Source organism: Pseudomonas sp., assembly GCF_048269965.1.
GTDB lineage: Bacteria > Pseudomonadota > Gammaproteobacteria > Pseudomonadales > Pseudomonadaceae > Aquipseudomonas.
On record NZ_JBLWTV010000001.1, the window covers coordinates 226,691 to 252,277 of the forward strand.

Genomic DNA, 25,587 nt, shown 5'->3' on the forward strand with positions numbered 1-25,587 from the left:
AAGAACGGTTCCCTCTCCCCTCGGGGAGAGGGCTAGGGAGAGGGGGCTGCGTAGACAACCGCTTTACCCTCTCCCCCGGCCCCCGCTCCGCGCCCCAGCCCTTCGCAGAGCTCAGGGCGCTCAAGCGGGCGAAGCGGTGCTTCGCTTTTTCCGCTTTCGCCCCATAAATGGGAGAGGGGAGACAAGCGCCTTACGCGTCCTGGTACGCCTCGATGGACGGGCAGGCGCAGACCAGGTTGCGGTCGCCGTAGACGTTGTCCACGCGGCCAACCGGCGGCCAGTACTTGGCCTCGATCAGGCTCGCCAGCGGGTACACGGCCTGCTCGCGGCTGTAGGCGTGGTGCCACTCGCCAACCAGTTCCAGGGCGGTGTGCGGGGCGTTCTTCAGCGGGTTGTCGTCCTTGTCCAGACGGCCCTGCTCGACCGCGCGGATTTCCTCGCGGATGGCGATCATGGCGTCGCAGAAGCGATCCAGCTCTTCCTTGGACTCGCTCTCGGTCGGCTCGATCATCAGGGTGCCGGCGACCGGGAAGGACATGGTCGGGGCGTGGAAACCGAAGTCGATCAGGCGCTTGGCCACGTCGTCGACGCTGATGCCGCTGCTGTCTTTCAGCGGACGGATGTCGAGGATGCACTCGTGCGCCACCAGGCCGCCTTCGCCGGAGTACAGCACCGGGTAGTGCTCTTCCAGACGACGGGCGATGTAGTTGGCGTTGAGAATCGCCATCTGCGACGCGCGCTTGAGGCCGTTGCCGCCCATCATGGTGATGTACATCCAGGTGATCGGCAGGATGCTGGCGCTGCCGAACGGTGCGGCGCTGACCGCTCCGATCTTGCGTGCCATGTGCGCATGGCCCGGCAGGAACGGCGCCAGGTGCGACTTGACGCCAATCGGGCCGACGCCCGGGCCGCCGCCGCCGTGCGGGATGCAGAAGGTCTTGTGCAGGTTCAGGTGCGACACGTCGCCGCCGAACTGGCCCGGCGCGCAGAGGCCGACCATGGCGTTCATGTTGGCGCCGTCGATGTACACCTGGCCGCCGTTGTCGTGGATGATCTGGCAGATCTCGCGGATGCCTTCCTCGAACACGCCGTGGGTGGACGGGTAGGTGATCATGATCGCTGCGAGGCGATCCTTGTGCTCTTCGGCCTTGGCCTTGAGATCGGCGATGTCGACGTTGCCGCGTGCATCACAGGCAGTGACCACCACGCGCATGCCGGCCATGGAGGCGGTCGCCGGGTTGGTGCCGTGGGCCGATTGCGGGATCAGGCAGATGTCGCGCTGATCGTCGCCACGGCTCAGGTGGTAGGCGCGGATGGCCAGCAGACCGGCGTACTCGCCCTGGGAACCGGCGTTGGGCTGCAGCGACACGGCGTCGTAGCCGGTGGCGGCGCAGAGCATGGCTTCCAGCTCAGTGGTCAGCTGGGTGTAACCGGCGGCCTGCTCGACCGGCGCGAACGGGTGCAGGTTGCCGAATTCCGGCCAGGTCACCGGGATCATCTCGCTGGCGGCGTTGAGCTTCATGGTGCAGGAGCCCAGCGGGATCATGCTGCGGTCCAGGGCCAGGTCCTTGTCAGCCAGCTTGCGCAGGTAGCGCATCAGCTCGGTTTCGCTGTGGTAGCGGTTGAACACTTCGTGGCTGAGGATCGGCGACTGACGCAGCAGATTCTGCGGCAGGCGGGTCGCGATCTGCGCGGCCAGGTCGCTGACGGCAGGGGCTGCCTGGTCAGCGGCGAAGAGGTTCAGCAGCGCCTCGACGGCGGCCTGGTCGGTGGTTTCGTCCAGCGACAGACCCAGACGCTCGGCGTCGATCTCGCGCAGGTTGATGCCGGCAGCACGGGCCTTGGCATGCAGCTCGGCGGTCTTGGCGCCGGTCTTGATGCTCAGGGTGTCGAAGAAGTGCTGCTGCTCGACGCTGTGGCCCAGCTTGGTCAGGCCCAGGGCGAGGATGGCGGTGAAGCTGTGGATGCGCTGCGCGATCTCGGTCAGGCCTTTCGGGCCGTGGTACACGGCGTACATGCTGGCGATGTTGGCCAGCAGCACCTGAGCGGTACAGATGTTACTGGTGGCCTTCTCGCGGCGGATGTGCTGCTCGCGGGTCTGCATGGCCAGGCGCAGGGCCGGCTTGCCGAAGCGGTCGACCGACATGCCGACCAGGCGGCCCGGCATGTCGCGCTTGAACGCGTCGCGGGTGGCGAAGTAGGCGGCGTGCGGGCCACCGAAGCCCAGCGGCACACCGAAGCGCTGGGCGCTGCCCAGGGCGACGTCGGCGCCGAACTCGCCCGGCGGGGTGAGCAGGGTCAGGGCCAGCAGGTCGGCGGCGACGGCCACCAGGGCATTGGCGGCGTGGAAACGCTCGACCAGCGCGCGGTAGTCGAAGATGTCGCCGTTGCTCGCCGGGTACTGCAGCAGCGCGCCGAAGTAGGCGCTGGCGTCAGTGATGGCGGCTTCGTCGCCGACTTCGATGTCGATGCCCAGCGGCTCGGCACGGGTGCGCAGCACGTCGAGGGTCTGCGGGTGGCAGTGCTGGGAAACGAAGAAGGTGTTGGCAGCCTTGTTCTTCGACAGACGCTTGCAGAAGGTCATGGCCTCGGCGGCAGCGGTGGCTTCGTCGAGCAGGGATGCGTTGGCGATCTGCATGCCGGTGAGGTCGCTGATCAGGGTCTGGAAGTTCAGCAGCGCTTCCAGGCGGCCCTGGGAAATCTCCGGCTGGTACGGGGTGTAGGCGGTGTACCAGGCCGGGTTTTCCAGCAGGTTGCGCAGGATCGGGCTCGGCGTGTGGGTGCCGTAGTAACCCTGGCCGATGAAATTCTTGAACTGCAGGTTCTTGGCGGCGATGGCCTTGATCTTGGCCAGGGCGTCGGCTTCCGAGAGGCCCGGCTGCTCGCCGAGGATGCTGGTGCCCTTGATGCTCTCGGGAATCACCGCGCCGGTCAGCGCGTCGACCGAGTCATAGCCGAGCAATTCGAGCATGGCGGCGGTGTCGGCATCGCGCGGGCCGATGTGGCGGGCGATGAATTCGTTCTGGGTATCGAGCTTGGTCATGGCGGTCACTCAGGCGTCGGCGTTGGCGTTCAACAGACGATCATAGCCGGCCTTGTCCAGCAGGTCGGCCAGCACGGCGTTGTCGGCCAGGCGCATGCGGAAGAACCAGGCCTTGTCCAGCGGCGACTCGTTGACCAGCTCCGGGCTGCCTTCCAGGTCGGCGTTGATTTCGACGATCTCGCCGTCCAGCGGCATGACGATGTTGCTGGCGGCCTTGACCGACTCCAGCACCGCCACTTCCTCGCCCTGGGCGTAGGACTTGGCTTCCGGCAGTTGCACATACACCACGTCGCCGAGCGCGTCCTGGGCGTAATGGGTGATGCCGACGGTAACCAGACCATCGTTGTCCAGACGCAGCCATTCGTGATCGGCGGTGAAACGCAACTCGCTCATGTCAATTCCTCAGGGGGTAATGGTGTCCGCTTCTAGGTGGCGGGCAGGTTGCGGAAGCGTTTGCAATGCCGGTGCCAATGTAAAAATTTTCAATAAAATCAAAGAATTAATTATATTTCATGGGCTTGTATACAGTCCTCTGGAACGATATCGCTACGAATCCAGGCGTCGCAAATGGAAAAGTCGAAGTCGCACCAGGCAGGACGTGGCTTTCGCTCGATTGTTGCTTAATCGTTACGGTGTAATGATATCGATACGTTATCTGATTGGAACCGCTCCGGGGCATCGAGGGTCGGTAACTGGGAGGTTTTACAAACAAGGAGCTAGATCGACCATGAGACCCCTGATTCCCCTGGCATTCGCGCTGCTCGGCGCCACCAGCCTGCAAGCCAGCGAGACCGTCACCGTGACCCTCGAACAGGCCAGCGCAAACGGCACAGGCGCGCCTGTTGGCAGCGTGATCATCAGCCAGTCGCCCTATGGACTGGTCTTCACGCCGAATCTGCAGGGGCTGGAGCCGGGCGTGCATGGCTTTCACGTGCACACCGAGGCCAACTGCAACGTGGCCGAAGTGGACGGCAAGCTGACACCGGCCGGCGCGGCAGGCGGTCACTGGGACCCGGAAAAAGCCGGGCGCCACGGTTTCCCCTGGGAGGACGATGCCCACCTCGGCGACCTGCCAGCGTTGCTCGTCACCGAGGATGGCAACGCCAGCCAGCCGGTGCTGGCACCGCGACTCAAGCGCCTGCAAGACCTGCATAACCGTTCGCTGATGATTCATGCCGGCGGCGACAACCACGCCGACCACCCGCAACCTCTGGGCGGCGGCGGGGCGCGTGTGGCGTGCGGGGTGATCAAGGTGCCGACCAGCACCACGCCGATCTGATCCGCGCCGAGAACCCACCGGGCGATCGTCCGCGTTGCGCCGATGGTGGGTTACGGCGCACCGGGACCTGCGCATCCTCCGCTTTTAAACACAGGCGCCTAACCCACCCCGCAGGGCGAGTGCGTCAGTGCTTGCCCGGTATCCCGTACTTGCGCAGGCGCTTGGCGATGGCGGTGTGCGAGGTGCCGAGGCGGGTGGCCAACTGACGGCTGGACGGGTGGCTGTCGTAGAGCTTTGCCAGCAGCGCCTTCTCGTACTCGTCCATGGCCTGCTCCAGGCTGGCGACTTCACCTTGCACCTTCGGCGCCACTTCGGTGCCGGCGATATCCAGGTCGTCCATCTCCACCCAGTTGCTGTCGCAGATCGCGGCGGCGCGGAAGATCACGTTCTGCAACTGGCGCACGTTGCCCGGCCAGCGTCCGGCCAGCAGCGCCGGGAAGGTGGCCGGCGCCAGGCGGCAGGGCAGGCGCTGGATCTGCGCGCAGGCCTGGGCCATGAAGTGCTGGGCCAGCAGCAGAATGTCCTGGCCACGCTCGCGCAGCGGCGGCACTTCCAGGTTGAGCACGTTGAGGCGGTAGAACAGGTCCTCACGGAAGCTGCCTTCAGCGACCATCTTTTCCAGGTCGCGGTGGGTGGCGCTGAGGATGCGCACGTCCACCTTCACCTCGCGGTCGCCACCGACGCGGCGGAAGCTGCCATCGCTGAGAAAACGCAGCAGCTTGGCCTGCAGATAGGGCGACATCTCGCCGATCTCGTCGAGAAACACCGTGCCCTGGTTGGCCAGCTCCAGCAGCCCCGGCTTGCCGCCACGCTGAGCACCGGTAAAGGCGCCGGGGGCGTAGCCGAACAGCTCGCTCTCGGCCAGGTTCTCCGGCAGGGCGGCACAGTTCAGTGCCAGGAACGGCGCAGTGCGGCGCACGCTGACGGTATGGCAGGCGCGTGCCACCAGCTCCTTGCCGGTGCCGGTTTCGCCGTGGATCAGCAGCGGCGCATCGAGCGATGCCACACGCAGCGCGCGGGCCTTGAGCGCGCGGATCGGCGCGGACTCGCCAAGCAGCGAGTCGAAGCCCTCGGCATGATCATGATGCAGCGCGGCCAGACGCTGGCCCATGCGGCTCGGTGCATAAAGGGTGAGCAGGCCGCCGGTCAGGCGACCGTCCTCGGTGATCGGTTGGGCATCGAGCAGCAGCGGCTGGCCGGCGAAATGCACCTCGCGCAGCGGCTGATGAAAACCGGCGGCAAGCAGCGATTGCTGCAGCGCATCATCGGCGAACAGCGCGGCGATGCTCAGGCCTTCGGGCGTGCGGCCACAGATATCCACCAGCGCCGGGTTGGCCAGCAGCACGGTGGCGCGGTCATCCACCGCCAGCACCGGGTCGGGCATGGCCGCCAGCAGCGCATCGAGCTGCAGGCGGCGACGCTGGCCGGGCAGAATGTCCACCACCTCGACGCTCTGCACGCCATGCACCTGCAACAGTGCGCCGCGCAGCTCCTCGAGCACCGCCGCGCTCAGCGTCGGTGCGTCGATATAGACGTTTGGCGGTACCATCTCCACCGCATCGAGGTTCAGATTGCGCCCGCCCAGCAGCGCCAGGACTTCCTGGGTGATGCCGACGCGGTCGATGAAACTGACGTGGATGCGCATTGATGACGGTCGAAATGGGCGAACAGGCGGCGATTATGCCTGCTCCGCCCGATATGAGGAAAAGGGCAACCGCGTGAGTACAGAAAAACCGAGCCGCGCCGACTATCACCGCGAGCACCAGGCCCGCGCCGAAGCCGAGGCGCAGCGCCTGCTGGCGCGCAGGAACGAGCTGCAAGGGCGCTGGCTGCCCTGGGTGGCGCAGGAGCTGTACCAGCTCAGCCCGCCGGAGTTCGCCAACATGGTGCGCCGCGAGTTGCAGCGGTTGGCGTAGCCCGGATGCAATCCGGGGACTGTTTGGAACATGCCAAAGCTGTCGCGGCTAAAGCCCCTCCCACAAGTCTCCCGCATCTGTGGGAGGGGCTTCAGCCGCGCCCCTTGGTATCCTGCGACTCAAGCGCGCTTGCGCCCGCAGCGAGTAGGGCGTACTCGGCTTTGGCTTCCTGCGTCGCTCTACCTCCTGCATCCATGCAGTCGTCGCGAAGCAGTACGCCGTTGGGGGGTATTGCGCGTGGGTTGTAGTGCCGGACTCGGCATGGCTCGGCGGACTGTTCGCTTCGCTCCTGAGTCCGCCCTACGCACTGGTGTGTCGCGCCCTACGCACGCTTGCGCGCACAGCGGCTCATATCCACCTTGCCCACATAAGGATTGCCCCAGCCCATCACGCAGGCTACCTGCTGGTTGCGCTGCCGCTCCCAGGCCTTGGCCGGGTAGGCCTTGCTCCAGGCTTCGTAGAGCTGCCGGTCCTGCTTCGACAGGCGCAGCTTGTAGCGGTCGGCCATGTAGAAATAGGTGCGCGCGATCATCCCGCGAATGGCCGGGCGCGGCATCACCTTGCGTGCTTTGAAGTCCACCACCGTTTCGCACTTGCCATATTGATGCGGCTTCTGCGGCAGCCAGGCGAAGGCGTAGTTGCTGCGGTCGCCATTCACCTCGCCGATGCTCGGCACCAGGTTGTGCAGGTCGGCCTCGGCCTTGCGGAACTGCGCATCGTTGGCCGCGCAGTGCTTGCGCCCGCCTTTCTGCCAGCACTGGCGCTGATGGCCGATCACCCAGGCCGGGACGATATGTTCCCACTCGATGCGCTGGGCGCGATTGGCGTTCTTGCGTGGCGTGTAACCACAGGAGCGCAGATCGACCCGATTGCCGCTGTACTTGCAGCCGCAATAGAACTCGGTGGATTGCTGCTCATACAGCGGCCAGGCCAGGCGCTTGGCCTCGGCGAAAGTGGCGGGTGCGGCGTGCAGGGAAAGGGCTGTGAAACAGCAGAGCAGGGGCAGTAGGCATCGAATCATGGGGCGGCAGAGTAGCCGTCACCGCTGTCGATGTGAAGATGGAAAGTTCAGGTTTTTCAAATGCTTGCGTGATGGCTAGAGGCCTTGATTGCGGGCTGGTTGGTACATGGACTGCTGCTCAGGTCGTCAGCCTGCAAGCAGCACTGGCGACCTCCCGCCCTTGCAATCAGCTGAACCTCGGCAAGCGCTGATCCGAGTCGTTGCCCTCGCTCTGGGTCGGTTGCGGCAGGCCGGCGACCTTGAGCACCGGCATCCTCTCGCCCACCAGGCGCAGATCGCGGCGGGGCAGGGCGAAGCGCACATCCAGCTCGCGCAGGGCATCGAGCAACTGCAGGTTGATCTCCTGCTGGATGTCCATGTACTGGTTGTAATCCGACGTGAGCACGATATAGACCACCTCGAAGGTCAGCTGGCTTTCATCGAAACCGAGAAAATGCGCGCGGTCGAAGCGGGTCTTGGGCGTGGCGCGGATGATATCGCCGACCTTCTCCGATACCTGGCGCACCTTGTCGCTTGGCGTGTCGTAGTTGATACCGAACTTGAAGACGATACGGCGCGTGTCCATGCGCTTGTAGTTGTGCACGACCTGGCGCAGCAGGTCTGCGTTGGCGCACACCACCTGCTCACCGCTGAGGCTGCGAATGCGCGTGGTCTTCAGACCGATATGCTCGATGGTCCCGGCCACCTCGCCGAACACCACGAAGTCACCGATCTCGAACGGCTTGTCGACGCCAATCGACAGCGAGGCGAACACATCGCTGAGCACCGTCTGCACCGCCAGCGCCACGGCGATACCGCCGACCCCCAGGCTGGCCACCAGCGCGGTGATATCCACCCCCAGATTGGCCAGGATCGACAACAGCATCACCGACCACACCACGATCAGGATCATGATGCTGATGATGGTGGTCATCACCGGGTTGTAACTGCCGCCGTTCTTGCCCATCACCAGGCTGCGCGACCACAGGCGCACGCCGGTATCGACCCATAGCGCCACCTGCAGGGCCAGGGCAACGAACCAGGTATGGCTCAGCGCGCTCTGCCAACTGCCGGGCAGCTCCGGCAGACGCAACGCCAGCAACAGGGAAAAGGCCAGCAGCAGCGCGCGGCTGGTGCGGCCGATGACCATGGCGACGAAGTGCTGCCAGCTGCCGTCCTGATCCTTCGACCAGGTCTTGAGCCGCTTGTGCAGCGTATTCACCAGGGTGCGCAGCACGCTGTAGATCAGCGCCGTGGCGACCACCACGATCGCCGCGTTGAGCCAGAGATCGCGCTCGAGCCAGATAGTCCACTGTTCCATCGCCAGGGGCCTCCAGAAAAAGACGTATAGGGTTCTGGTGGCGTTGGGGGGCAGAAGTTCCGGGGAAAGGGTGAGCGGTTTTGGTTAGTTGAGAGAAGGGGAATCGAACCCTTTCCAGCCAGGTGCAGTGATCCGCAACGCCCGGCTTTACTGGCCTTGCAGCCCATCAGCTACAGCATTTTTCCGCTATCCCTTGCAGTGTCTTCGACACTTTTTCGACACGTCGTCTGGACAGCTTTTAGTCTTACTACTAGCGTCTAGCCATCACGTTGCTTTGTCTGGTCTATGCACTGTCGCTTTTCCGCTCCGCTCCAAATTTTCCGCAGGGCGCGGCGTTACATGTTCAAACCAACAAGGAGAGTGCCATCATGAAATATCTAATTATTGCATTTTTTATTACCCTGATTTCTGGGTGTTCATTATTTACACCAAAAATGAATGATCCGGTAATTGAAGATAAATTAGGGCCAAGTCTTTGGACTAAGCGAGAGAATATTGGTACGTTGGCCCTCACTCCTGAGCGTAGAGTTGTATTGGTGAATTTTTTTAATCAGCGCTTTTGTGCTGAAGCACCAGCTGAAGTTGGGCTAGATTTGGCCAATGTTATTAATGCGTCAGGTTCAGCCGATGCCACCACTCAAGGAAATATAGCTCTGGGTCTCTTGATAGGTTCTAGCAGCGGAAACTCGGTGCTAAATAAACGTTCCCAAGTGGTTCAAATGTTTTTGGCTAATTCCTATTACACCTGTCAAATGTATATGAACGGTGCAATAAGTGGTGAGCAAATGGTGCAGGCTCAGATTACAACTCTAAATCAATTAACGCCAATTCTGTTGGCTGAACTTCCATTGTTATATAGCTCCACTGAAAAGCCGGTTCAATCTAAGGTAAAGCCTCTTGATGTAAACGAGGCAATAAGAGAAATATTTAAAAGTTCATTAAAAACGTCTGAGCAAGAGCAGGCGGAAAAACCAAAAGATCAGATGCGCGAATAAATGTAACAAGTCAAATTGCTCGGGCTTGGTAAAACTGCCACCTTTATTTTTCCCAAAAAGCTGCCAATTTCACCAAGCCGGTGTTTGAGGCGTTACCATTGCTTCACTTGGAAAAGGGGACAGATCTATCTACGGTACAGCGTCACTGGTCTAAAAATAAATCTGTCCCCTTTTTTCCTTTTTCGCTATATCTTGCAGTGATTTCGACACTTTTTCGACACGGTAGCTAGACAGTTCTGAGGGTGAGGGGGGCGTTTGGCTATCACGGTGAAACTTGCCGGTGTTGTTTTTAGGCATTGGGAAATAGTAGCACTTCTGGTTGTTGGTTCGTTAATCGGGATGGATACCAATGAGTAATGCTTACAATATATATAAGCTTAAGCCAGGGAAGTTGGATGAATTGCTAGATAAGCTTGCTAGGGTTGGTCTGAGGGAGCAGAAGACAAAGACTATAGATCAGTATGATTTAAAGTTTTATTTTTCGGAGGGTGTTGAAGGTAATGAGGTTTGGTGGTGGAAGGTTTATAATTCATTCTTTAATGATGACATTCCTGTTCCCAAAAATATTTTTCACTTTGGTTTACTGATTTGTACTAATTCAGAGAATCCAGAGGTTGTGTATATAGTCAGCTTGGGTAAGTCGCATTTTTATTTGAATAAGTTTATAGAGTTGGATTTTGGTATTGATTTGGCAATTAGAATGGCTGATGAAGATACGATACTGTTAAAGAAGAGTAGGTATTTTTCTGGTTCAAAAAGGCAAGATATATCCTCTTATACTGATTTCGTTAAAGATAATTATGAGTCTGGTGAGTCTGTGGATCACCTTAAGTTAAAGGCTGCGAATAAGGATATCTGGGGCGGTAGAAATATTATTTGTGCTGACTCAATTCAGTTGGATATATCTAAGTCGCCTGATCAGCTTGTTGAAGTCTTTGGTTATATAGATGAGGCCCTGGTTGGTGATCATGTAATTAATCTTCCAAAGCTTGAGCAGGTAAAGGATTTAGATTTAATCTCTTATCTTGATGGTGAAATGCTGTCCTCAGTTAAAGAGTTGAATGCTCAAGTCGCTGTTGAGGAGTTTAATGTTCATGGCGTAAATATTTGTTTTAATTTTTCGAATTACAGTTATGAGATATTTAGCCGATTAGAAAATGGTACTGCTCATAAGCACGCAGTGCTTGGCGATTCTCTCAATATTGAGGACGTCCAAGAGTTTCTGTTGGCGCATGATGATATTCAAGATATAAATTTGGTTAAGGTGCGGTTTAGGGTTGACGGCGCTGGCTGGTTTGTTAAGGAGATTAAGGAGGTACTTGACTTTAATGTTGAGTATCAAGGTGCTCACTATTTTCTCAATAGTGGGGAGTGGTATAAGTTCAATCAGGTTTTTTTGGATTATCTAAAGCGCTCTCTCGAAAGTATTGATTTTGTACGTAGGGAGGATCTGGTTGAAAAAGAGTTCCTGGCTTGGCAGGCGGAAAAGAAGCTCAAGATGCAGGAGGGGGAGCCGGTTTTAAATAATATTACCTATAGGGAGTATTATTTTAATGAAAAGATGAGTTTGGAGCAGGGGTATGTTTTGCTAGACAGGGAGCTTGAGCAAATACCCTCTCTAAGTCCTGCGAGAAAAAAATATAAGGTTGAGGTGGCTGATCTTTACAAAGATGAAGAAATTGTTTCTGTTAAGATTTCATCGGAAGCCCCTGAGTTGATATTTAATATTGAGCAATCTAAGGCTGCTCTTGAACTGATAAAAAATAAAGTGGTGCGGGAGGGTATGGGCTTAAAGTCGGTAGCTCTTTGGGTTATTACGAAGGATGACATTGATTCGATAGTGGATTTTAAATCTATTCTTTTTCTTTTGGCGCTCGACTCATGGGCAAAACGGGTCCGGCATTATCATATGGAGCCGAGAATATATTTGTCTAAACATGTCGTCTGACTTAATGATTAATTAAGTATTAGACTTGTTGGGTTTTTTGATTTTTCTCTAGCGCTTTCCGGGTATACCAAGAAAAAAGGGGACGGATTTATCTATAGGAAAAGGGAGCAGGTTTATTTATGGTGACGGCGTCACTGGTCTAAAAATAAATCTGTCCTTTTCCTTTGAGGGTCGGTCTGGTTTTGATGGTTGTAACGGTGCTATTTCTTTGGTGAGTGCTTTTGAGATGCTTGGGGGGGGGTGTGTTTAAGTTTTTTTTAGGTGCAATAATTGGGCTTTTTTTAGCGCTTATGCTGGTCTCGGTGATTGCTGTTCTTGATGTAAAATTTGATGTTGCGATAGTTACTAATATTGTTATAGCTGCAGCAACATGCGTTGCAACATATATACATATAGACTCTGTTGGTCGTCAGAGAAGACTTAGGGTTTGGGATGTTAATAAAGCTGTTTTATTGGATTTGCTTGATACTCTATCAAAAACAATAAGTCAAATTGAGGGTGTGATTAATAGTATTTACTCCGAGGATAAGCGCGTTGAAGATGTGAAGCTGTACTTGAAACTTGAGGCACAGATAAATCATGCTGTAAACGTATATTCAGTCCTGATGGGGGCGTCTCTTACAGCAAAGCTTGAGTTGTACCGCACAGAGTTGAAGCGAATAGAATCGGATTTTGAAGAAGACTGTTTGGATGTGGTTGATGCATATACTGATCAGCTTGCTTTATCCAGGGTGCTCTATAATCAGTTGAAAATTTTTGTTGCGAAGGTGGCAGATGTAGAGGTTGTTTAGTTGTCTATAGTTGATCGTTCAAGTTTTAGATGTATTGGAGGTGTTATGTTGGAAAAGTCGCAAATTGCAATATACATATCTCTGGGAAGCTTGGCGGTTTCATCTTTAAGTCTTCTGTTTGCTATTAGGCAGTCAAGGCTTAACAAGAAGAGCGAAAGGTTGCGGGCGTACGATAAGGTGTACCATGATGCATCTGACTTGCTCCTGTTTCATTATAGAAAATCAATTGAAAAGCCCTTTGAATCTGAGGATAAAGATCTGGAGCGGGCTGTGAATGAATATGGTAATGCGCATTGGATTGAGCAAACTTACGGGTACAATATATATATTCCCGAGTCGTTAAGTACTGAGGAAGATAGGTGTAATTTTCGTGAGAAAGTTAGAGATGCGTATTACACGTTCGAGCGGGAAAAGCAAAGTAATTCATTTGCTGGGTTTGTAAACTACCAGTCGCCGGTTTTTCATTTGGACGATGAGGAGTTTTCTACTCGCTTCAATCGTCTGCTCAATCATGTAACTGAAAATCTCTCTTTTTTCAGTCCAGTAATAGTTGATAACTGGGAGAAAATGAGGCTTCTCTCTCCTGGGAAGGTAAAAAGCCAATACCTTTCTCTCAAACGGATTAATGAGCAGGCATGCGAGGCAATAGAAGAGTCGATTGACGATCCGTATCTTAGAATGTTGCTAGGTATCAGACATGAATATAGGCAACTAAACATGCCTCTTAGTCGAAAATGGTCAGAGGCTTGGTTCAAAATTAGCTCTGTTAGATATCGAGTCGGCCGTATATTTAGGAAAATTAGCAAGCGAGGTCGCCAAGACCTCAGCCCCTTCTAAAGCGCTACACGAATTGCTTCACTTGCACTTGGCTCCTTGTGGTCGGGCATACCAGCGCCTAGCTGCTTCCTGGGTGATCGCTATCCCGCGCTTGGTTGGCTCAAGTTTCGGTTGGCTTCGTCGTAGTCTGGGCTAGTCTGGCCAATCTCTGGCGCTATTTGCCCGCTCGCGATCCAGAAGGCGTATTGGGGAAACATCTGCACGATGGCCTCGATGTCCTGCTCGTTGGCGCGCCGCTTTCCGTTTCTCAGGTGATACCAGCTGCTGCGGTCTATGCCAGTCAGCTTCTCAAGCTTAGGGGCTGAGAGCTTCTTTCTGTCCCATACGGCTATCAATCGTTCTCTGATCATTCCTTGATTACTTGCTCTGATTCTTTTCCTTACGGGCATACCAGCGCCTAGCTGTTTTCTGAGTGATCGCTATCCCGCGTTGGGTTGGCTCAAGTTTCGGTTGGCTTCGTCGTGGGCTGGGCTGGTCTGGCCGATCTCTGGCGCAGTCTTCCCGCTGGCCAGCCATAGGGCGTATTGGGGGTAAAGCCCTACCAACACGTCGACTTCTTCCGTGCTCACCCGCACAGCTCCCTTGCTCACGTTCAGCCAACGGCTGTGATCCGTATCGCTCATCTGGCTCAGCTTCTTGGGGCCGACCGTCTTGATCAATAAGCGTGCTCTATCTGCTGAGCTTTCCATATAGAAAAAAGCAACTGCCTTGCTGGGGGTAACTATTGACGCGACAAAAGTGTCGAGTCAATAATTGACCTGAGGTAATTATTGACTTGGATGCCAACCCAAGCATTCCGAAAATTGCCGAACATAGTGGAACAAAGCTTATGGATACGGAAGGTCTCGACCCGCAAAAGCTGCACGGTGCCCCGCCCTTGATGCCGTGGCAGAAGTTCGCCGAGTGGATCGGCATGGGCGACGAACCCATCGTGTTACGCACCTGGATCGAACGTAACTACCTGCCGTCACGCAAGGTAGGCAAGCGCACCATGGTCAACGTGGCCTTGCTGCATCAACAACTGCTTGAACAGGAATGGACGCTATGAGCAAAGCAGACGAAAGCCTCGACCTGTACAGCGTGAAGACCTTCGCCGAACTCAGCGGCGTGACGGTCGAAGAGGTCATCAACTGGGTAGACAGCCAGACCATCCCGAGCATGCCGCTGGCCGACTGGCGCATGGTCAATCTCGCCCGCCTGCGCGCCGATCTGGAGAAGGGCAAGACCCTGTTCAGCGCGGGGGACTACGCCGATGTCTAAGCCTGCCCTGGTGTTCGACCCCGTTACCGCTATTGGCTTTATCGGCCAGACCGTGCTCATGGAACTGCGCTGGGACGACGACAACGAAATGCTCTGGTGCTGCTATCACATCGTGGGTGTGGTGCTGCCGGTGCCGGGTGTGTTCGAGCACGGCTACTTCCTGATCATGCCGTTCGATGGCAGCGAAGACCTGCCGCTGGAGGTCTACTTCGACAGCATCAACACCATCCGGGTCGTTCGTGATCGTCACGCAACCGGCAAGGCGCTGGGCTGCCTGCCGCTAACGCAGCTGTTCCAGGGCCAGATCAGGGACGGGGAGTGCAACCACCGCTAAGCCAGGTATCCAGCTCGATGTTGCCACTGCAGCGGGCTATGTCGGCAAGACCCTGAGGTGGAAACCGCCACGAGAACAGGTGACAGAGTTGTTTTCCTCTCCAGCCCCTTTTTACCTGATCGCAAAGCGCTCTCTTTCCCGGCCCAAACCCTTGCGGTCGAGCCCTTGCAAACGCCAGAAACGAAAAAGCCCCGTCAGTGATGACGGGGCTTTTTCTTGGCTGTCTTAGAAAAAGAGCTACCGCCAAGCGGAAATACAAAGCATCTGGAAGTAGGTTTCAGTCAGCGTTTGGGGGCGGATGGCTTCTTGGTGTGGCTGAGCATTTCTTCCAGGATCAATACGACGCCAGGGAAATGATGACAGTCGTTGGAGTAGTCCTTGCCAAGCTTCGGAAAAACCCAGGCATAGGAGGTTCGGCGGTTATGGCGACTAGAAAAACCGTTGCATTTCACCAGCCAGGCCGCTACCCGTTCGGAGACTGTTTTGGCACAGATTTGGCCCCTGCCCAACTCGCCCTTGGCTTCATTCAGGGTAATGGTCGGCACGACGAATGTAGCGGCGAATCGGCGGTCTGCCTCATCCTTCAGGTGCCAACAGTCGTACCACGCCGCTCGCTGGGCATGATGCATGGCTTTGGTTCCCGATCCGCTTTGGCCAATACGCTGCCAGGCCTGTTTGGCCTCGATTGCATAGGATCTGTTTCTGTTTGAGATGAACAGATCGCAACGACCAGGGCGTAATTCACCCTCATCCATCTCGCCATCCGGGATTTTGCCGCGTTTCTGCGTGCTGAATTCCTCCAGCGCCACCCAGTTTGGCAGACTCCAGGCTGCGCCGGCGAGACTGCTCAACGTCGCCCTTTCGTTGTACCACCAGCAGTTATCACGTGGAAAAAGACCCTGGTAGCGCAACACCGCGTCGACCCAGGCCGTAAGCAGTTTCGTGATGTCACGATCCTTTTCATATGCCACGATTTTTGTACGTTCGATCACTTATCAGTCCTTGATACCATCACGGCAAAGCCTCTTATTGCTATGCGCAGAGGTCGAAACGAAAAAGCCCCGTCAGTGATGACGGGGCTTTTGCTTGGCTGTCTGGAGCGGGTGATGGGAATCGAACCCACGGCTCTAGCTTGGGAAGCTAGGGTATTACCATTATACGACACCCGCAGCGGGTGCCTTTATACCGGAACTCGGCGGGGAAATGAAGGGCGAACCGGCGCTGGTCGTGCAGCCGGTTCGCCTCCGGGACGGTTCATATGGCCATGGCCTGCAGTTCCTGCAGCTCGCCGCGTGTCGGCAGTTGCAGGCGCTTGCCGGGGGCGTTGAAGAAGTCCAGCAGCACGCGTTGCGTTTGCAGCCAGGCAGCCTTGTGTTCCATGTCGAGGAAGTGGCCGGCGTCGTGGATCACGGCGAACTGGGCGTGGTCGATGTGCTGGGCGAACAGGCAGGCGTCTTCCACCGAGGTGTATTCGTCGCGGTCGCCGTTGACGAATATCAGCGGAATGTCGATGGCCTGCAGGCATTCCCTGCCGCAGTTCGCCTCCATGTTCAGCACCTGCTTGATGTGCGCGTACATCTGCCGGTACTCGTGTTCGTCGAGGGTGCTGACGTGCTTGTGGTTGAAGCGCTTGAACAGCGACGGCAGGTGCTTGCCGATGGTGCTGTTGACCAGCAGGGCGATGTTGTCGCGGTCTACCGAACCGAGGAAGCGCAGGCCCTTGTGCAGGTAGTCGAGCATCGGCACGTTGAGGATCGGCGAGAAGGAGCAGATGGCGGCCTTTTCCAGGGTCGCCGGGCGTTGGGCCATGGCGAGCAGGGAGGCGACGCCGCCCCAGGAGAAGGACATCAGGTAGTTGGCGCCGTAGTGGTCGATCAGCTTGAGCAGGATCGCCGCTTCGTCTTCCTTGGTGATGGGCGTGAAGTCGCTGTTGTGCGGTTTCGACTGGCCGGCATAGGGCAGGTCGAAGGCCACCACGTTGAACTGCGGCTGCAGGTACTTGACCGTTTGCGTGAACGAAGCGGTGGTCGCCAGAGAGCCATTGACCAGGATGATGGTCTTGCTTGCTGCCGGGTTGCCGTAGAACTCCGTGTGAACCTTGTGCTTCCTGTTGATCTCGACGACTGCGGTTTCTGGCCTCATGTCGTTTTCTCCTGGCGCAAGTGTGTCAAGGCGAGCGGGCGGCCGTTCGCATTTGATTGAGCAGTCAGAAAAGCGCCTGAGCGTGACAGCATGATGTCAGGCTGGAGATTTTTATAAGTATTGGAATTTCAAGCAGTTAGGATCGAAACAGGCGTGCGCTCCAGGCGTTTTCAGGGCCTTGGAGAGGGCGGTGTTACCAGGCAGGAATCCAGTCGGCGCAGGGCGCCAGCAACTGAAAGAACACTTAGCTGTCTCGTAGTGACCGGTTGGTCATCTCAAGACTTGTGGTTCGATTCAAGCAGTTACCTTGCAGCCACGCAAGGGTGAGTCACATCTTTGTAGCCGATTGGCGCTGCCGTTGGTCGGGTAGTCAGATTCAGGCGCCGGATGACGATCAAACGCTGGCGATTTCCGCATCGGTCAGCGGGCGGTATTGGCCGGGGGCGAGCTGCGGATCGAGGACGATTTCGCCCATGCTTTCGCGGTGCAGGGCGACGACGCGATTGCGGAAGTGGCCGAACATGCGCTTGACCTGGTGGTAGCGACCTTCGAACAGGGTCAGCCGGGCTTGGTGGCTGCTCAGTACCTCGAGCTGGGCGGGCAGGGTGGTGAGGTCTTCGAAGGCGAAGTACAGGCCTTGGGCGAACACCTCGGCGTATTCGGCGGTGATCGGCTGCTCGGTGCTGACGTGGTAGACCTTGGGTTTGCGCTGCTGCGGCTGGGTGATGCGCCGCGACCAGCGCCCGTCGTTGGTGATCAGCAGCAGGCCGCTGGTGTTCAGATCGAGGCGCCCGGCCAGGTGCAGGTCGTGCTTGTCCGGCTCGTCGAGCAGGTCGAGCACGGTGCGGTGTTCGTTGTGCTCGGTGGCGCTGACCACGCCGACCGGCTTGTGCAGCATCCAGTAGCGCGCGCTGCGTCCGGCCTGCAGCAGTTCGTCGTCCAGCTCGACGCGCTGGAAGTCGCGCACCTCATGGCGCGGGTCGTGAACGACCGCGCCGTCCACACGCAGGCGCCCTGCACTGATCAGCAGGCGGCTGTCCTGGCGGCTGAAGCGGGGGAAGTTGCTGAGGAAGCGGTCCAGGCGCATGGCTCAATCGCGCTCGCGGGGCTCAGTGGCTTTCAGCGCACCCGCGCAGGCCGGGCACAGGCAGGCCTGATCACGTTGCTCGGGCGTCAGGCGCTGCAGCGCGGCCGGGTCGATCTGCGCGTCGAAGCACCAGCAGGGCTCGTCACGCCCGGCAGCGACGCCGCACTGGTTGCTCTTGCCGCACAGCGGGCAGTGTCGAGTGTCCATCAGAGATCGACGCACACGCGGTCGCGCCCGGCCTGCTTGGCGCGGTACAGCGCGCGGTCGGTGCGGCCGAGCAGGGTGTGCAGGCTCTCGCCGGCTTGCCACTGGCTGAGGCCCAGGCTGACGGTGACCTGCAGGCTCTGGCCTTCGACTTCGTGGCGTTGTTCGGCGCATTGCTGGCGCAGTTTCTCGGCCAGGTCATGGGCGGCCTGGCGGTCGGTGTTCTTCAGCAGCAGGATGAATTCCTCGCCGCCCCAGCGGCAGAGAATGTCGGACTGGCGCAGCGTGCTGCGCAGTTGCTGGGCGAAGTCGTGCAACACCTGGTCGCCGGCGAGGTGCCCGTGTTCGTCGTTGATCAGCTTGAAGTTGTCCAGGTCCAGCAGCACGGCGCACAGCGGGCTGCTGTCGCGCTGGGCTTCCTGCAGCGCCTGTTCGGCGAGGATGTCGAAGCCGCGACGGTTGGGCAGGTCGGTGAGGCTGTCGGTGGTGGCCAGGGCGGCGATGCGCTGCTGGTAGCGACGAAGCGCCAGGCTCACCAGGGTCAGCACGATGGCGGTGACCAGCAGGCACAGCAGCAGGTTGATGTAGAGCCCCTGGCGGATGCCGGCCAGGGCCTTGTCCTGCTTGTCGACGAACAGGTACCAGTCCAGTTCGGGGATGTAGCGCACGTTGAGGAAGTGCTCGCGGCCCTGCTCCTGGTATTCGAACTGGCCGCTCTGTGGCGTGGGCAGTTTGGCCATCAGGCCGTCGAGGCCGGGCACGTCGGCCAGCGAATCGCCGACCTGGGCGCCCATCGGCCCGCCCTGGGCGCCGGTGAGGGTGATGCGCCCGCTGGTGTCGACGAAGTAGACGCTGCGTTCGTAGCGCGCCTGGTACTCGTCGATCAGCTTGACCACAGCATCGACGGCCAGGCCGACGCCGGTGGCGCCGATGAAGCTGCCGTCGTAGTCGAGCACCTTGTAGTTGATGAAGATGGTCAGGCGGTCGGCGTTGGCCATGTCGACGTCGACGTTGATCTCGTAAGGCTCCTCGAGGCCGCGCACGCGGTAGTACCAGACGTCGCGCGGCTCGTCCGGCTTGACCTGCTTGAGCACGCCCTTGGCCTGGTAGTAGGTGCTGGTCCTGTCGGAGACGAAGAAGCTGGTGAAGGCGCCGTAATGCTCCTGCACTTCGCGCAGGTAGCGGGTCATCTGCCCGTTGTCCTGCTCGCCGGCCAGCACCCAGTCACGCAGGAAGGTATCGCGGGCCATCATCGAGGAGATGAGGATGGGGCGCACCAGGTCCTTCTGGATTTCCGAATAGACGGTGTCGGAGGTCAGCGGCAGCTCGGTGTTGATGATGTGGTCGCGGATCGAATCGCGCGAGGCGTAGTAGCTCAGCAGCGAAGTCGTGAGAAAGCCGCTGCCGAGCAGGAACAGGAGCAGTAACACCAACGAGGTTTGCGTGTGCCGTTTGGGGCGCAGGGACATGGGTGAATCCGGGAGCGGGGCCAGAGGCGCGATGCTAGCGTGCTGGGCGGGCTAAGCGCCAGTTGTGATCATGATCGGCGCTGTTTATCGGTTGCGAATGCTGGGTGAGGTGCCCGGATTACATCCGGGCCACGGGGTTGTAGGAGCGGATTTATCCGCGATTGGGGTTGCCGGTATTGCGGTGGGGCATGAGGCGGTCGCGGCTAAAGCCCCTCCCACAGGGATTGGGCGTTTGCCTAAATCGCGGCTGAAGCCGCTCCTACGGAGTGCTGGCTGACTCCCACAAGCAGCCTGCGCGACTCGTGGGAGGCGCTTGTGCGGCGAGCTTTTCAGGCTTCTTCCAGCACCACCACGCGCTGCCCGGCGCGCACGGGTGAACCCGGCTGCACACGCACTTCGCGCACGGTGCCGGCCATCGGGGCGGTGAGTGGGATTTCCATCTTCATCGACTCGAGGATCACCAGCACATCGCCAGCCTGCACCTGCGCGCCGGCTTCGACCTGCACCTGCCAGAGGTTGCCGGCGATATGGCTTTCGATGGCGTGTTGGCCGGCTGCCAGCGGGGCGTCATCGCCGAGTTCGGCGGCCACTTCCTCGACCTCGAAGTGGGCCTGGCCGCTGTCGATCCAGCGCTGGCGCTCGGCATCGAAGGCGGCGCGCTGCTGCTGGCGGAAGGCGGCTATGCCATCGGCCTCGTCATCGAGAAACTGCTGGTAGTCGGCCAGGGCCAGTTCGCTCTGTTCGATGCGCAGCGGGTAGCGGCCGAGCGGGAAGTCGCGGCGGATGCGCAGCAGTTCGTCGGCACTCACCGGGTAGAAACGGATCTGGTCGAAGAAACGCAGCAGCCAGGGCTTGCCGTCGAAGGCCTCGACCGCGCGGTAGCGGTTCCACATCTGCAGGGTGCGGCCGACGAACTGGTAGCCGCCGGGGCCTTCCATGCCGTACACGCACATATAGGCGCCGCCGATACCGACCGAGTTTTCCGCCGTCCAGGTGCGCGCCGGGTTGTACTTGGTGGTGACCAGGCGATGGCGCGGGTCGAGCGGGGTGGCCACCGGCGCGCCGAGGTAGACGTCGCCCAGGCCCATGACCAGGTAGCTGGCGTCGAACACCGTGCGGTACACCTCGTCGAGGTTCGGCAGGTCGTTGATGCGGCGGATGAACTCCAGGTTGCTCGGGCACCAGGGGGCGTCCTTGCGCACGGTGGTCATGTACTTGTCGATGGCCAGCTGGCAGGCCGGATCGTCCCAGGACAGCGGCAGATGGACGATACGCGACGGCACCTTTAGGTCGCGTGCGGCGCAGACGGCATCCCACTCGCCGGCGACGATGTCGAGCAGCGCATGCAACGGCAGGGTTTCCGGTTGGTAGTGCACTTGCAGCGAGCGAATGCCCGGTGTCAGGTCGATCACGCCATCGAGCTGCTTGGCCTGCAGCGCCTGCATCAACGCGTGGCCACGAAAGCGCAGCACCAGGTCGAGTTCTGGCGCACCGATTTCCAGCAGCAGGTGGGTGTCACCGGAGAGGCGTGCGACCAGGCGGGTGTCGTCGGTGCCGAGGTCGAGAACGATGGGGCTTTGTAGCCCGGATGAAATCCGGGGGCTGTTCGTTGCTGTGTTTTCCCCGGATTGCATCCGGGCTACGGTCGCACCTGTAGGAGCGGATTTATCCGCGATTTCGGTGTTGCCTGCATCGCGAATAAATTCGCTCCTACAGAGTTCTGCGTATTCGCATGCATTGCGTTGTGCCAACGCCCGCGCGGTGACGATATCCACCGGCACGAAGCGCACCTTGTCACCCGCTTTGAGCTGGCCGAGCTGCCACAGGTCGGCCTCGATGATGGTCACCAGGCAGACGAAGCCGCCCAGGCTGGGGCCGTCCGGGCCGAGGATCACCGGCATGTCGCCGGTGAAATCCACCGCGCCGATGGCGTAGGGGTTGTCGTGGATGTTGGACGGGTGCAGGCCGGCTTCGCCGCCGCTGTCGCGCACCCATTCCGGTTTCGGGCCGATCAGGCGCACGCCGGTGCGGCTGGAGTTGAAGTGCACTTCCCAGTCGGTGGCGAGGAAGGTGTCGATGTAGCGCTCGCTGAAGTATTCCGGCGCGCCGTGGGGGCCGTAGATCACCCGCAATTCGCGCACGGCCGGCAGGGCCGGGCAGAGTTCGGCGGGCAGTTGTGCGCCGGCCTCGCGGTTGGTGAGCGGCAGCAGGTGCAGCACGTCGCCGGCACGCAGGGCACGACCGCCGTGGCCGCCGAACTGGCCGAGGGTGAAGGTGCTCTTGCTGCCCAGGTAGTCCGGCACCTGGATACCGCCGCGAATGCTCAGGTAGCTGCGTGCGCCGGCGCCATTGATCGTGCCGAGGGTCAGGGTACTGCCGGCTGCGATCAGCAGCGCGGTGTTCATCGGCTGTTCCACGCCATCGATGCTCAGTGGAATCTCGGCGCCGGTGACGGCCACCACGGCGTCGCAGTTGAAGCGCAGTGTGGGCCCGCTCATGGTGACTTCCAGGCCGGCGGCGCCTTCGTCGTTACCGAGCAGGCGGTTGCCCAGGCGCAGGGCACGGTCGTCCATCGGGCCGGATGGTGGTACGCCGACCGCCCAGTAGCCGAGGCGGCCGGGGACGTCCTGCACGCTGGTCTGGGTGCCGGCGCTGAGCACCTCGAAGGTGGTCGCCTGGTAGACGAGATTTTCCAGGCAGCGCGTCCAGGGATGACCGCTGGCGAAGGGCGCGTCGGTGAGGATCTGGCGCAGGTAGTCGCGGTTGCATTCCACGCCGTACAGCACGGAGTCGGCCAGGGCTTTGTCCAGCGCCGCACTGGCCTGTTCGCGGGTCGGCGCCCAGGTGATCAGCTTGGCGATCATCGGGTCGAAGTAGGGCGGAATCTCGCAGCCGGCTTCGACCCAGGTGTCGACGCGCAGCGCCTTGCCATCGGCTTCCGGAAACTGCACGGCAGTCAGCAGGCCGGGGCTGGGCTGAAAGTCGCGGCCCGGGTCTTCGGCGTACAGCCGCGCCTGGATGGCATGGCCGCTGGGCTTCAGGCCGTTGGCGAGTTCGCTCAGCGGTGCCAGGTCACCGGCTGCCAGCTCGATCATCCAGCGCACCAGGTCGACGCCCCACACCTGTTCGGTGACGCCGTGTTCGACCTGCAGGCGGGTGTTCACTTCGAGGAAGTAGAAGCGCTCCGCGATGCTGTCGTAGACGAACTCGACGGTACCGGCGCTGCGGTAATTCACCGCTTTGGCCAGCTTGATCGCCGCTGCGCACAGCTCATCGGCCATGCCGGCCGGCAGGTTCGGTGCCGGTGTTTCTTCCAGCACCTTCTGGTTGCGCCGCTGTACCGAGCAGTCGCGCACGCCGAGGGCGAGCACCTCGCCCTGGCCGTCACCGAACACTTGCACTTCCAGGTGGCGGGCGCGCTGGATGTATTTCTCGATGAACACGCCGCTGTCGCTGAAGTTGTTCTGCCCCAGGCGTTTGACCGCCTCGAAGGCGTCGCTCAGTTCGGCCGCCGAATGGCAGACGCGCATGCCGATGCCGCCACCGCCAGCGGTGCTTTTCAGCATCACCGGGTAGCCGACCTGTTCGCCGGCGATCAGCGCGGCATCGAGGTTTTCCAGCAGCTCGGTGCCTTCGAGCATCGGCACGCCATGTTGTTTGGCCAGGGCGCGGGCGGTGTGCTTGAGGCCGAACACGCGCAGCTGTTCCGGCGTCGGGCCGACGAAGGCGATGCCGGCGGCTTCGCAGGCTTCGGCGAAGGCCGCGTTTTCGGAGAGAAAACCGTAGCCGGGGTGGATGGCCCAGGCGCCGCTGCGTCTGGCGACGTCGAGAATTTTCTCCACAACAAGATAGGTCTGCGCGGCCGGGCCGTCGCCGAGGGAGAAGGCTTCAGCGGCCTGCTGGATATGCAGGCTGGCGGCGTCGGCTTCGGAGTACAGGGCCACGCCGCCGACGTTCAGTTCACGCAGGGTGCGCAGGATGCGACAGGCGATGGCGCCACGGTTGGCGATCAACAGTTTCTCGAACATATCCGCTCCCGAGACAGTTCAAAGCTGCTGCGCTCCACCATGCTGCGTTGGCCGCCAGTGCGAAATGCTCATTTGCTCCAGCAAACTCCGCTTTCTCACTGGCTGCCGCCTTGCCTGATGTTCGCTCGCGACGCTTTGCTCCTGCCTCGTATAAGGTGGCGGGCCGTCCCGCCGTCATTCGTCATGTGCCACGGTCGTCCGTGGTGAAAATTCGGGTGTCGCGTGTTGCCTATGCAGGAGGCTTTAACCGCGAACCGGCTGAGCCGGTGGATGTAGAAAGCGACATCCACCCTACGGGTATCGCGGCTGAAGCCGCTCCTACGGGAAATGCTCAGCGTAGGGCGGGTGAAACCCGCCGGGCCTTGGCGGGTTTCACCCGCCCTACGTCAGTTCCAGACCAGCACCTCGGCTGGCGTCGGGTTCCAGCCGTTGCACGGGTTGTTCAGCTGCGGGCAGTTGGAGATCAGCACGATGACGTCGGTCTCGGCGCGCAGCTCCACGTATTTGCCGGGCGCGGAGATGCCGTCCTCGAAGGTCAGGCCGCCTTCGGGCGTTACCGGCACGTTCATGAAGAAGTTGATGTTGGCGCCGATGTCGCGCTTGCTCAGGCGGCCGTCGTGCAGGCTGGCGCGCAGGAAGTTGTCGCGGCAGCTGTGCATGTAGCGTTTGTCCAGCGCGTAGCGCACGGTGTTGCTCTCCTGCGCGCAGGCGCCGCCGAGGGTGTCGTGGCGACCGCAGGTGTCGGCGACGATGGTCAGCAGCGGGTTGCCGAGGTTGGAGTAGAGCACCGTGCCGGTGGTCAGGTAGACGTTGTTCTGCCTGCGCAGGGTGCGCTGCGGGTCGAAGCGCTCGCGCGGGTTTTTCGCGGCGAAGAACAGGGTGTCGATCGCCTGGTTGCCTTCGAGGTCATGCAGGCGCAGGGTCTGCCCGGCCTTGACCTCGAACAGGTAGGGTTCGCCCGCCGGGATGGTGTGGCGGAACACGGCGGTTTCGGGATGCAGGTGGCTTGCGGTCAGGCTCATGTCGGCATCCTCAAATGTACTGGCGTTCGGTGTTGTGGAAGCCCCGGCCGTTCTCCGGGCGCGAGGTGCGGCAGAGCACGGTGATGCCGTCGCTGTCGACCTGACTGAAGCGAAGCTGCACCGGCTTGGGTGCGTACTGCGGGTTGGGGTCCATCGGGTGCTGCAGGGCGGTGAGCACCACCAGGCAGTCCATCGGCGCGTACAGCTCGATGTAGTCGCCGGCTGTGCTGTTGTCGGGCTGGAAGCGGAAGGCGCCATCGGCGTCGACGTCCACGCGGCTGAACAGGTTGAGGTTCATCAGCAGGTCGAGCAGGTTCAGGTCCCACTTGCCCATTTCCACCAGCAGGTTGTCCATGCCGTTGCGGAAGAAGCCGTTGCGCAGTTCCTGGTAGCGGCCCTGGCCGTATTTCTCCAGCACTTCATCGGCATTCAGCACGCCGCCGAAGCTGTCGTGCCAGCCGCAGGTATCGGCGGTGATCGCCGCCAGCACCTTGCCCATGTCCGAGTACAGGCAGTGGCCGGCGGTGAGCTTGGCGGTGTGCTGGCATTTCAAGGTATCGGGCAGGTTGAGGCGCTCGCTCTTCTCAAGGGCGTTGAACAGCAGCAGGCTGACGTTGGCGCCGCCTTCGATATCGGTGATGCGCAGCAGCTGGCCGCGCTTGAGGATGAAGGAGGTGTGGCCGCCACCAGGTACGGTCTCTTCGTACAAAGTCGGGCGCAGGGTAAGGGCAGTGGTCATGGGTACCTCGGGATCAAAGCCTGGTCGTCAGGCGCCGCCAGGGGCGCCTGATCATCGTTGCGATACGTTCGGTTTAGGGCGGCTCTAAAAACGTTGGCGAGGCAGTCAGCACAAGGCAAAAGCAGGCGAAAAAGCGGAGTTTACGAGTAGTAAATGAGCATTTTGAGCCTGT

23 protein-coding genes and 1 tRNA gene are annotated in these 25,587 nt (G+C 59.8%); 9 read left to right on the forward strand and 15 right to left on the reverse strand.

The window, feature by feature from the left end:
* Positions 1-190: 190 nt before the first annotated feature.
* Entirely contained in the window at positions 191-3,043 is a 2,853-nt protein-coding gene (gcvP, locus tag ACN0X6_RS01085; protein ID WP_417701373.1) for an aminomethyl-transferring glycine dehydrogenase, read from the reverse strand.
* Positions 3,044-3,052: 9 nt separating this feature from the next.
* The gene (gcvH, locus tag ACN0X6_RS01090; RefSeq protein WP_017361715.1) at positions 3,053-3,436 is read right to left on the reverse strand and encodes a glycine cleavage system protein GcvH; all 384 of its coding nucleotides are present in this window, start codon (positions 3,434-3,436) and stop codon (positions 3,053-3,055) included.
* Between the two features lie 334 nt (positions 3,437-3,770).
* On the opposite strand from gcvH, the gene sodC reads away from it, so the two are divergent.
* Positions 3,771-4,322: a superoxide dismutase [Cu-Zn] SodC gene (gene sodC, locus ACN0X6_RS01095; RefSeq protein WP_417701375.1), complete on the forward strand. Its 552-nt coding sequence runs from the start codon at positions 3,771-3,773 to the stop codon at positions 4,320-4,322.
* Between the two features lie 124 nt (positions 4,323-4,446).
* Here the strand turns inward: sodC and ACN0X6_RS01100 are convergent, their stop codons facing one another.
* Entirely contained in the window at positions 4,447-5,967 is a 1,521-nt protein-coding gene (locus ACN0X6_RS01100; protein WP_417701376.1) for a sigma-54-dependent transcriptional regulator, read from the reverse strand.
* A 73-nt stretch (positions 5,968-6,040) separates the two neighbouring features.
* Between ACN0X6_RS01100 and ACN0X6_RS01105 the strand changes: the two genes are divergently transcribed.
* Entirely contained in the window at positions 6,041-6,238 is a 198-nt protein-coding gene (locus tag ACN0X6_RS01105) for a hypothetical protein (protein ID WP_160020612.1), read from the forward strand.
* Positions 6,239-6,560: 322 nt separating this feature from the next.
* Here the strand turns inward: ACN0X6_RS01105 and ACN0X6_RS01110 are convergent, their stop codons facing one another.
* Positions 6,561-7,259: an endonuclease gene (locus ACN0X6_RS01110; RefSeq protein WP_417701378.1), complete on the reverse strand. Its 699-nt coding sequence runs from the start codon at positions 7,257-7,259 to the stop codon at positions 6,561-6,563.
* Between the two features lie 166 nt (positions 7,260-7,425).
* The gene (locus ACN0X6_RS01115; protein ID WP_417701380.1) at positions 7,426-8,559 is read right to left on the reverse strand and encodes a mechanosensitive ion channel family protein; all 1,134 of its coding nucleotides are present in this window, start codon (positions 8,557-8,559) and stop codon (positions 7,426-7,428) included.
* Between the two features lie 368 nt (positions 8,560-8,927).
* On the opposite strand from ACN0X6_RS01115, the gene ACN0X6_RS01120 reads away from it, so the two are divergent.
* The 4 genes from ACN0X6_RS01120 (at position 8,928) to ACN0X6_RS01135 (ending at position 13,130) form a co-directional block, all read left to right on the forward strand.
* A complete protein-coding gene (locus tag ACN0X6_RS01120; protein ID WP_417701382.1) occupies positions 8,928-9,554 on the forward strand; it encodes a hypothetical protein in 627 nt (208 codons plus the stop codon).
* A 349-nt stretch (positions 9,555-9,903) separates the two neighbouring features.
* Positions 9,904-11,502 (forward strand): DUF6119 family protein, encoded by a 1,599-nt coding sequence (locus ACN0X6_RS01125; protein WP_417701383.1) that lies wholly within the window; start codon positions 9,904-9,906, stop codon positions 11,500-11,502.
* Positions 11,503-11,744: 242 nt separating this feature from the next.
* On the forward strand, positions 11,745-12,293 hold the full coding sequence (locus ACN0X6_RS01130) for a hypothetical protein (protein ID WP_417701385.1): 549 nt from the start codon (positions 11,745-11,747) through the stop codon (positions 12,291-12,293).
* Between the two features lie 45 nt (positions 12,294-12,338).
* Entirely contained in the window at positions 12,339-13,130 is a 792-nt protein-coding gene (locus ACN0X6_RS01135) for a hypothetical protein (protein WP_417701387.1), read from the forward strand.
* Between the two features lie 419 nt (positions 13,131-13,549).
* Here ACN0X6_RS01135 and ACN0X6_RS01140 read toward each other — a convergent pair whose 3' ends face one another.
* Entirely contained in the window at positions 13,550-13,789 is a 240-nt protein-coding gene (locus tag ACN0X6_RS01140) for a DNA-binding protein (protein ID WP_417701389.1), read from the reverse strand.
* A gap of 170 nt (positions 13,790-13,959) precedes the next feature.
* Between ACN0X6_RS01140 and ACN0X6_RS01145 the strand changes: the two genes are divergently transcribed.
* Genes ACN0X6_RS01145 through ACN0X6_RS01155 form a run of 3 tightly spaced genes read left to right on the forward strand, consistent with a single transcriptional unit; the run spans position 13,960 to position 14,724 of the window.
* Positions 13,960-14,178: a DNA-binding protein gene (locus ACN0X6_RS01145; protein WP_417701390.1), complete on the forward strand. Its 219-nt coding sequence runs from the start codon at positions 13,960-13,962 to the stop codon at positions 14,176-14,178.
* Positions 14,175-14,390, forward strand: coding sequence for a hypothetical protein (locus ACN0X6_RS01150; RefSeq protein ID WP_417701392.1), 216 nt, complete (start codon positions 14,175-14,177; stop codon positions 14,388-14,390). The genes ACN0X6_RS01145 and ACN0X6_RS01150 overlap by 4 nt, the downstream gene beginning before the upstream one ends.
* Positions 14,383-14,724, forward strand: coding sequence for a hypothetical protein (locus ACN0X6_RS01155; protein WP_417701393.1), 342 nt, complete (start codon positions 14,383-14,385; stop codon positions 14,722-14,724). Before ACN0X6_RS01150 ends, ACN0X6_RS01155 begins: the two co-directional genes overlap by 8 nt.
* Positions 14,725-15,005: 281 nt before the next feature.
* Here the strand turns inward: ACN0X6_RS01155 and ACN0X6_RS01160 are convergent, their stop codons facing one another.
* From ACN0X6_RS01160 to ACN0X6_RS01200, 9 genes are all read right to left on the reverse strand, one after another.
* Complete coding sequence (locus ACN0X6_RS01160; protein ID WP_417701395.1) at positions 15,006-15,716, reverse strand: hypothetical protein; 711 nt, start codon at positions 15,714-15,716, stop codon at positions 15,006-15,008.
* Positions 15,717-15,819: 103 nt separating this feature from the next.
* Positions 15,820-15,893: transfer RNA gene (locus ACN0X6_RS01165), tRNA-Gly, on the reverse strand.
* Between the two features lie 85 nt (positions 15,894-15,978).
* Complete coding sequence (locus ACN0X6_RS01170) at positions 15,979-16,866, reverse strand: alpha/beta fold hydrolase (RefSeq protein WP_417701397.1); 888 nt, start codon at positions 16,864-16,866, stop codon at positions 15,979-15,981.
* Between the two features lie 394 nt (positions 16,867-17,260).
* The gene (locus ACN0X6_RS01175) at positions 17,261-17,953 is read right to left on the reverse strand and encodes a pseudouridine synthase (RefSeq protein ID WP_417701399.1); all 693 of its coding nucleotides are present in this window, start codon (positions 17,951-17,953) and stop codon (positions 17,261-17,263) included.
* 3 nt (positions 17,954-17,956) lie between these two features.
* Positions 17,957-18,160 carry a cysteine-rich CWC family protein gene (locus ACN0X6_RS01180; RefSeq protein WP_417701401.1) on the reverse strand — a complete coding sequence of 68 codons (204 nt, stop codon included), beginning with the start codon at positions 18,158-18,160 and terminating at the stop codon, positions 17,957-17,959.
* Positions 18,160-19,626, reverse strand: a complete 1,467-nt coding sequence (locus ACN0X6_RS01185) for a diguanylate cyclase domain-containing protein (protein ID WP_417701403.1) — start codon at positions 19,624-19,626, stop codon at positions 18,160-18,162. Before ACN0X6_RS01185 ends, ACN0X6_RS01180 begins: the two co-directional genes overlap by 1 nt.
* A 329-nt stretch (positions 19,627-19,955) precedes the next feature.
* Positions 19,956-23,654 carry an urea carboxylase gene (gene uca, locus ACN0X6_RS01190; RefSeq protein WP_417701405.1) on the reverse strand — a complete coding sequence of 1,233 codons (3,699 nt, stop codon included), beginning with the start codon at positions 23,652-23,654 and terminating at the stop codon, positions 19,956-19,958.
* A 386-nt stretch (positions 23,655-24,040) separates the two neighbouring features.
* Entirely contained in the window at positions 24,041-24,676 is a 636-nt protein-coding gene (locus tag ACN0X6_RS01195; protein ID WP_417701407.1) for an urea amidolyase associated protein UAAP2, read from the reverse strand.
* Positions 24,677-24,686: 10 nt separating this feature from the next.
* Entirely contained in the window at positions 24,687-25,415 is a 729-nt protein-coding gene (locus ACN0X6_RS01200; protein ID WP_417701409.1) for an urea amidolyase associated protein UAAP1, read from the reverse strand.
* Between the last annotated feature and the right edge of the window lie 172 nt (positions 25,416-25,587).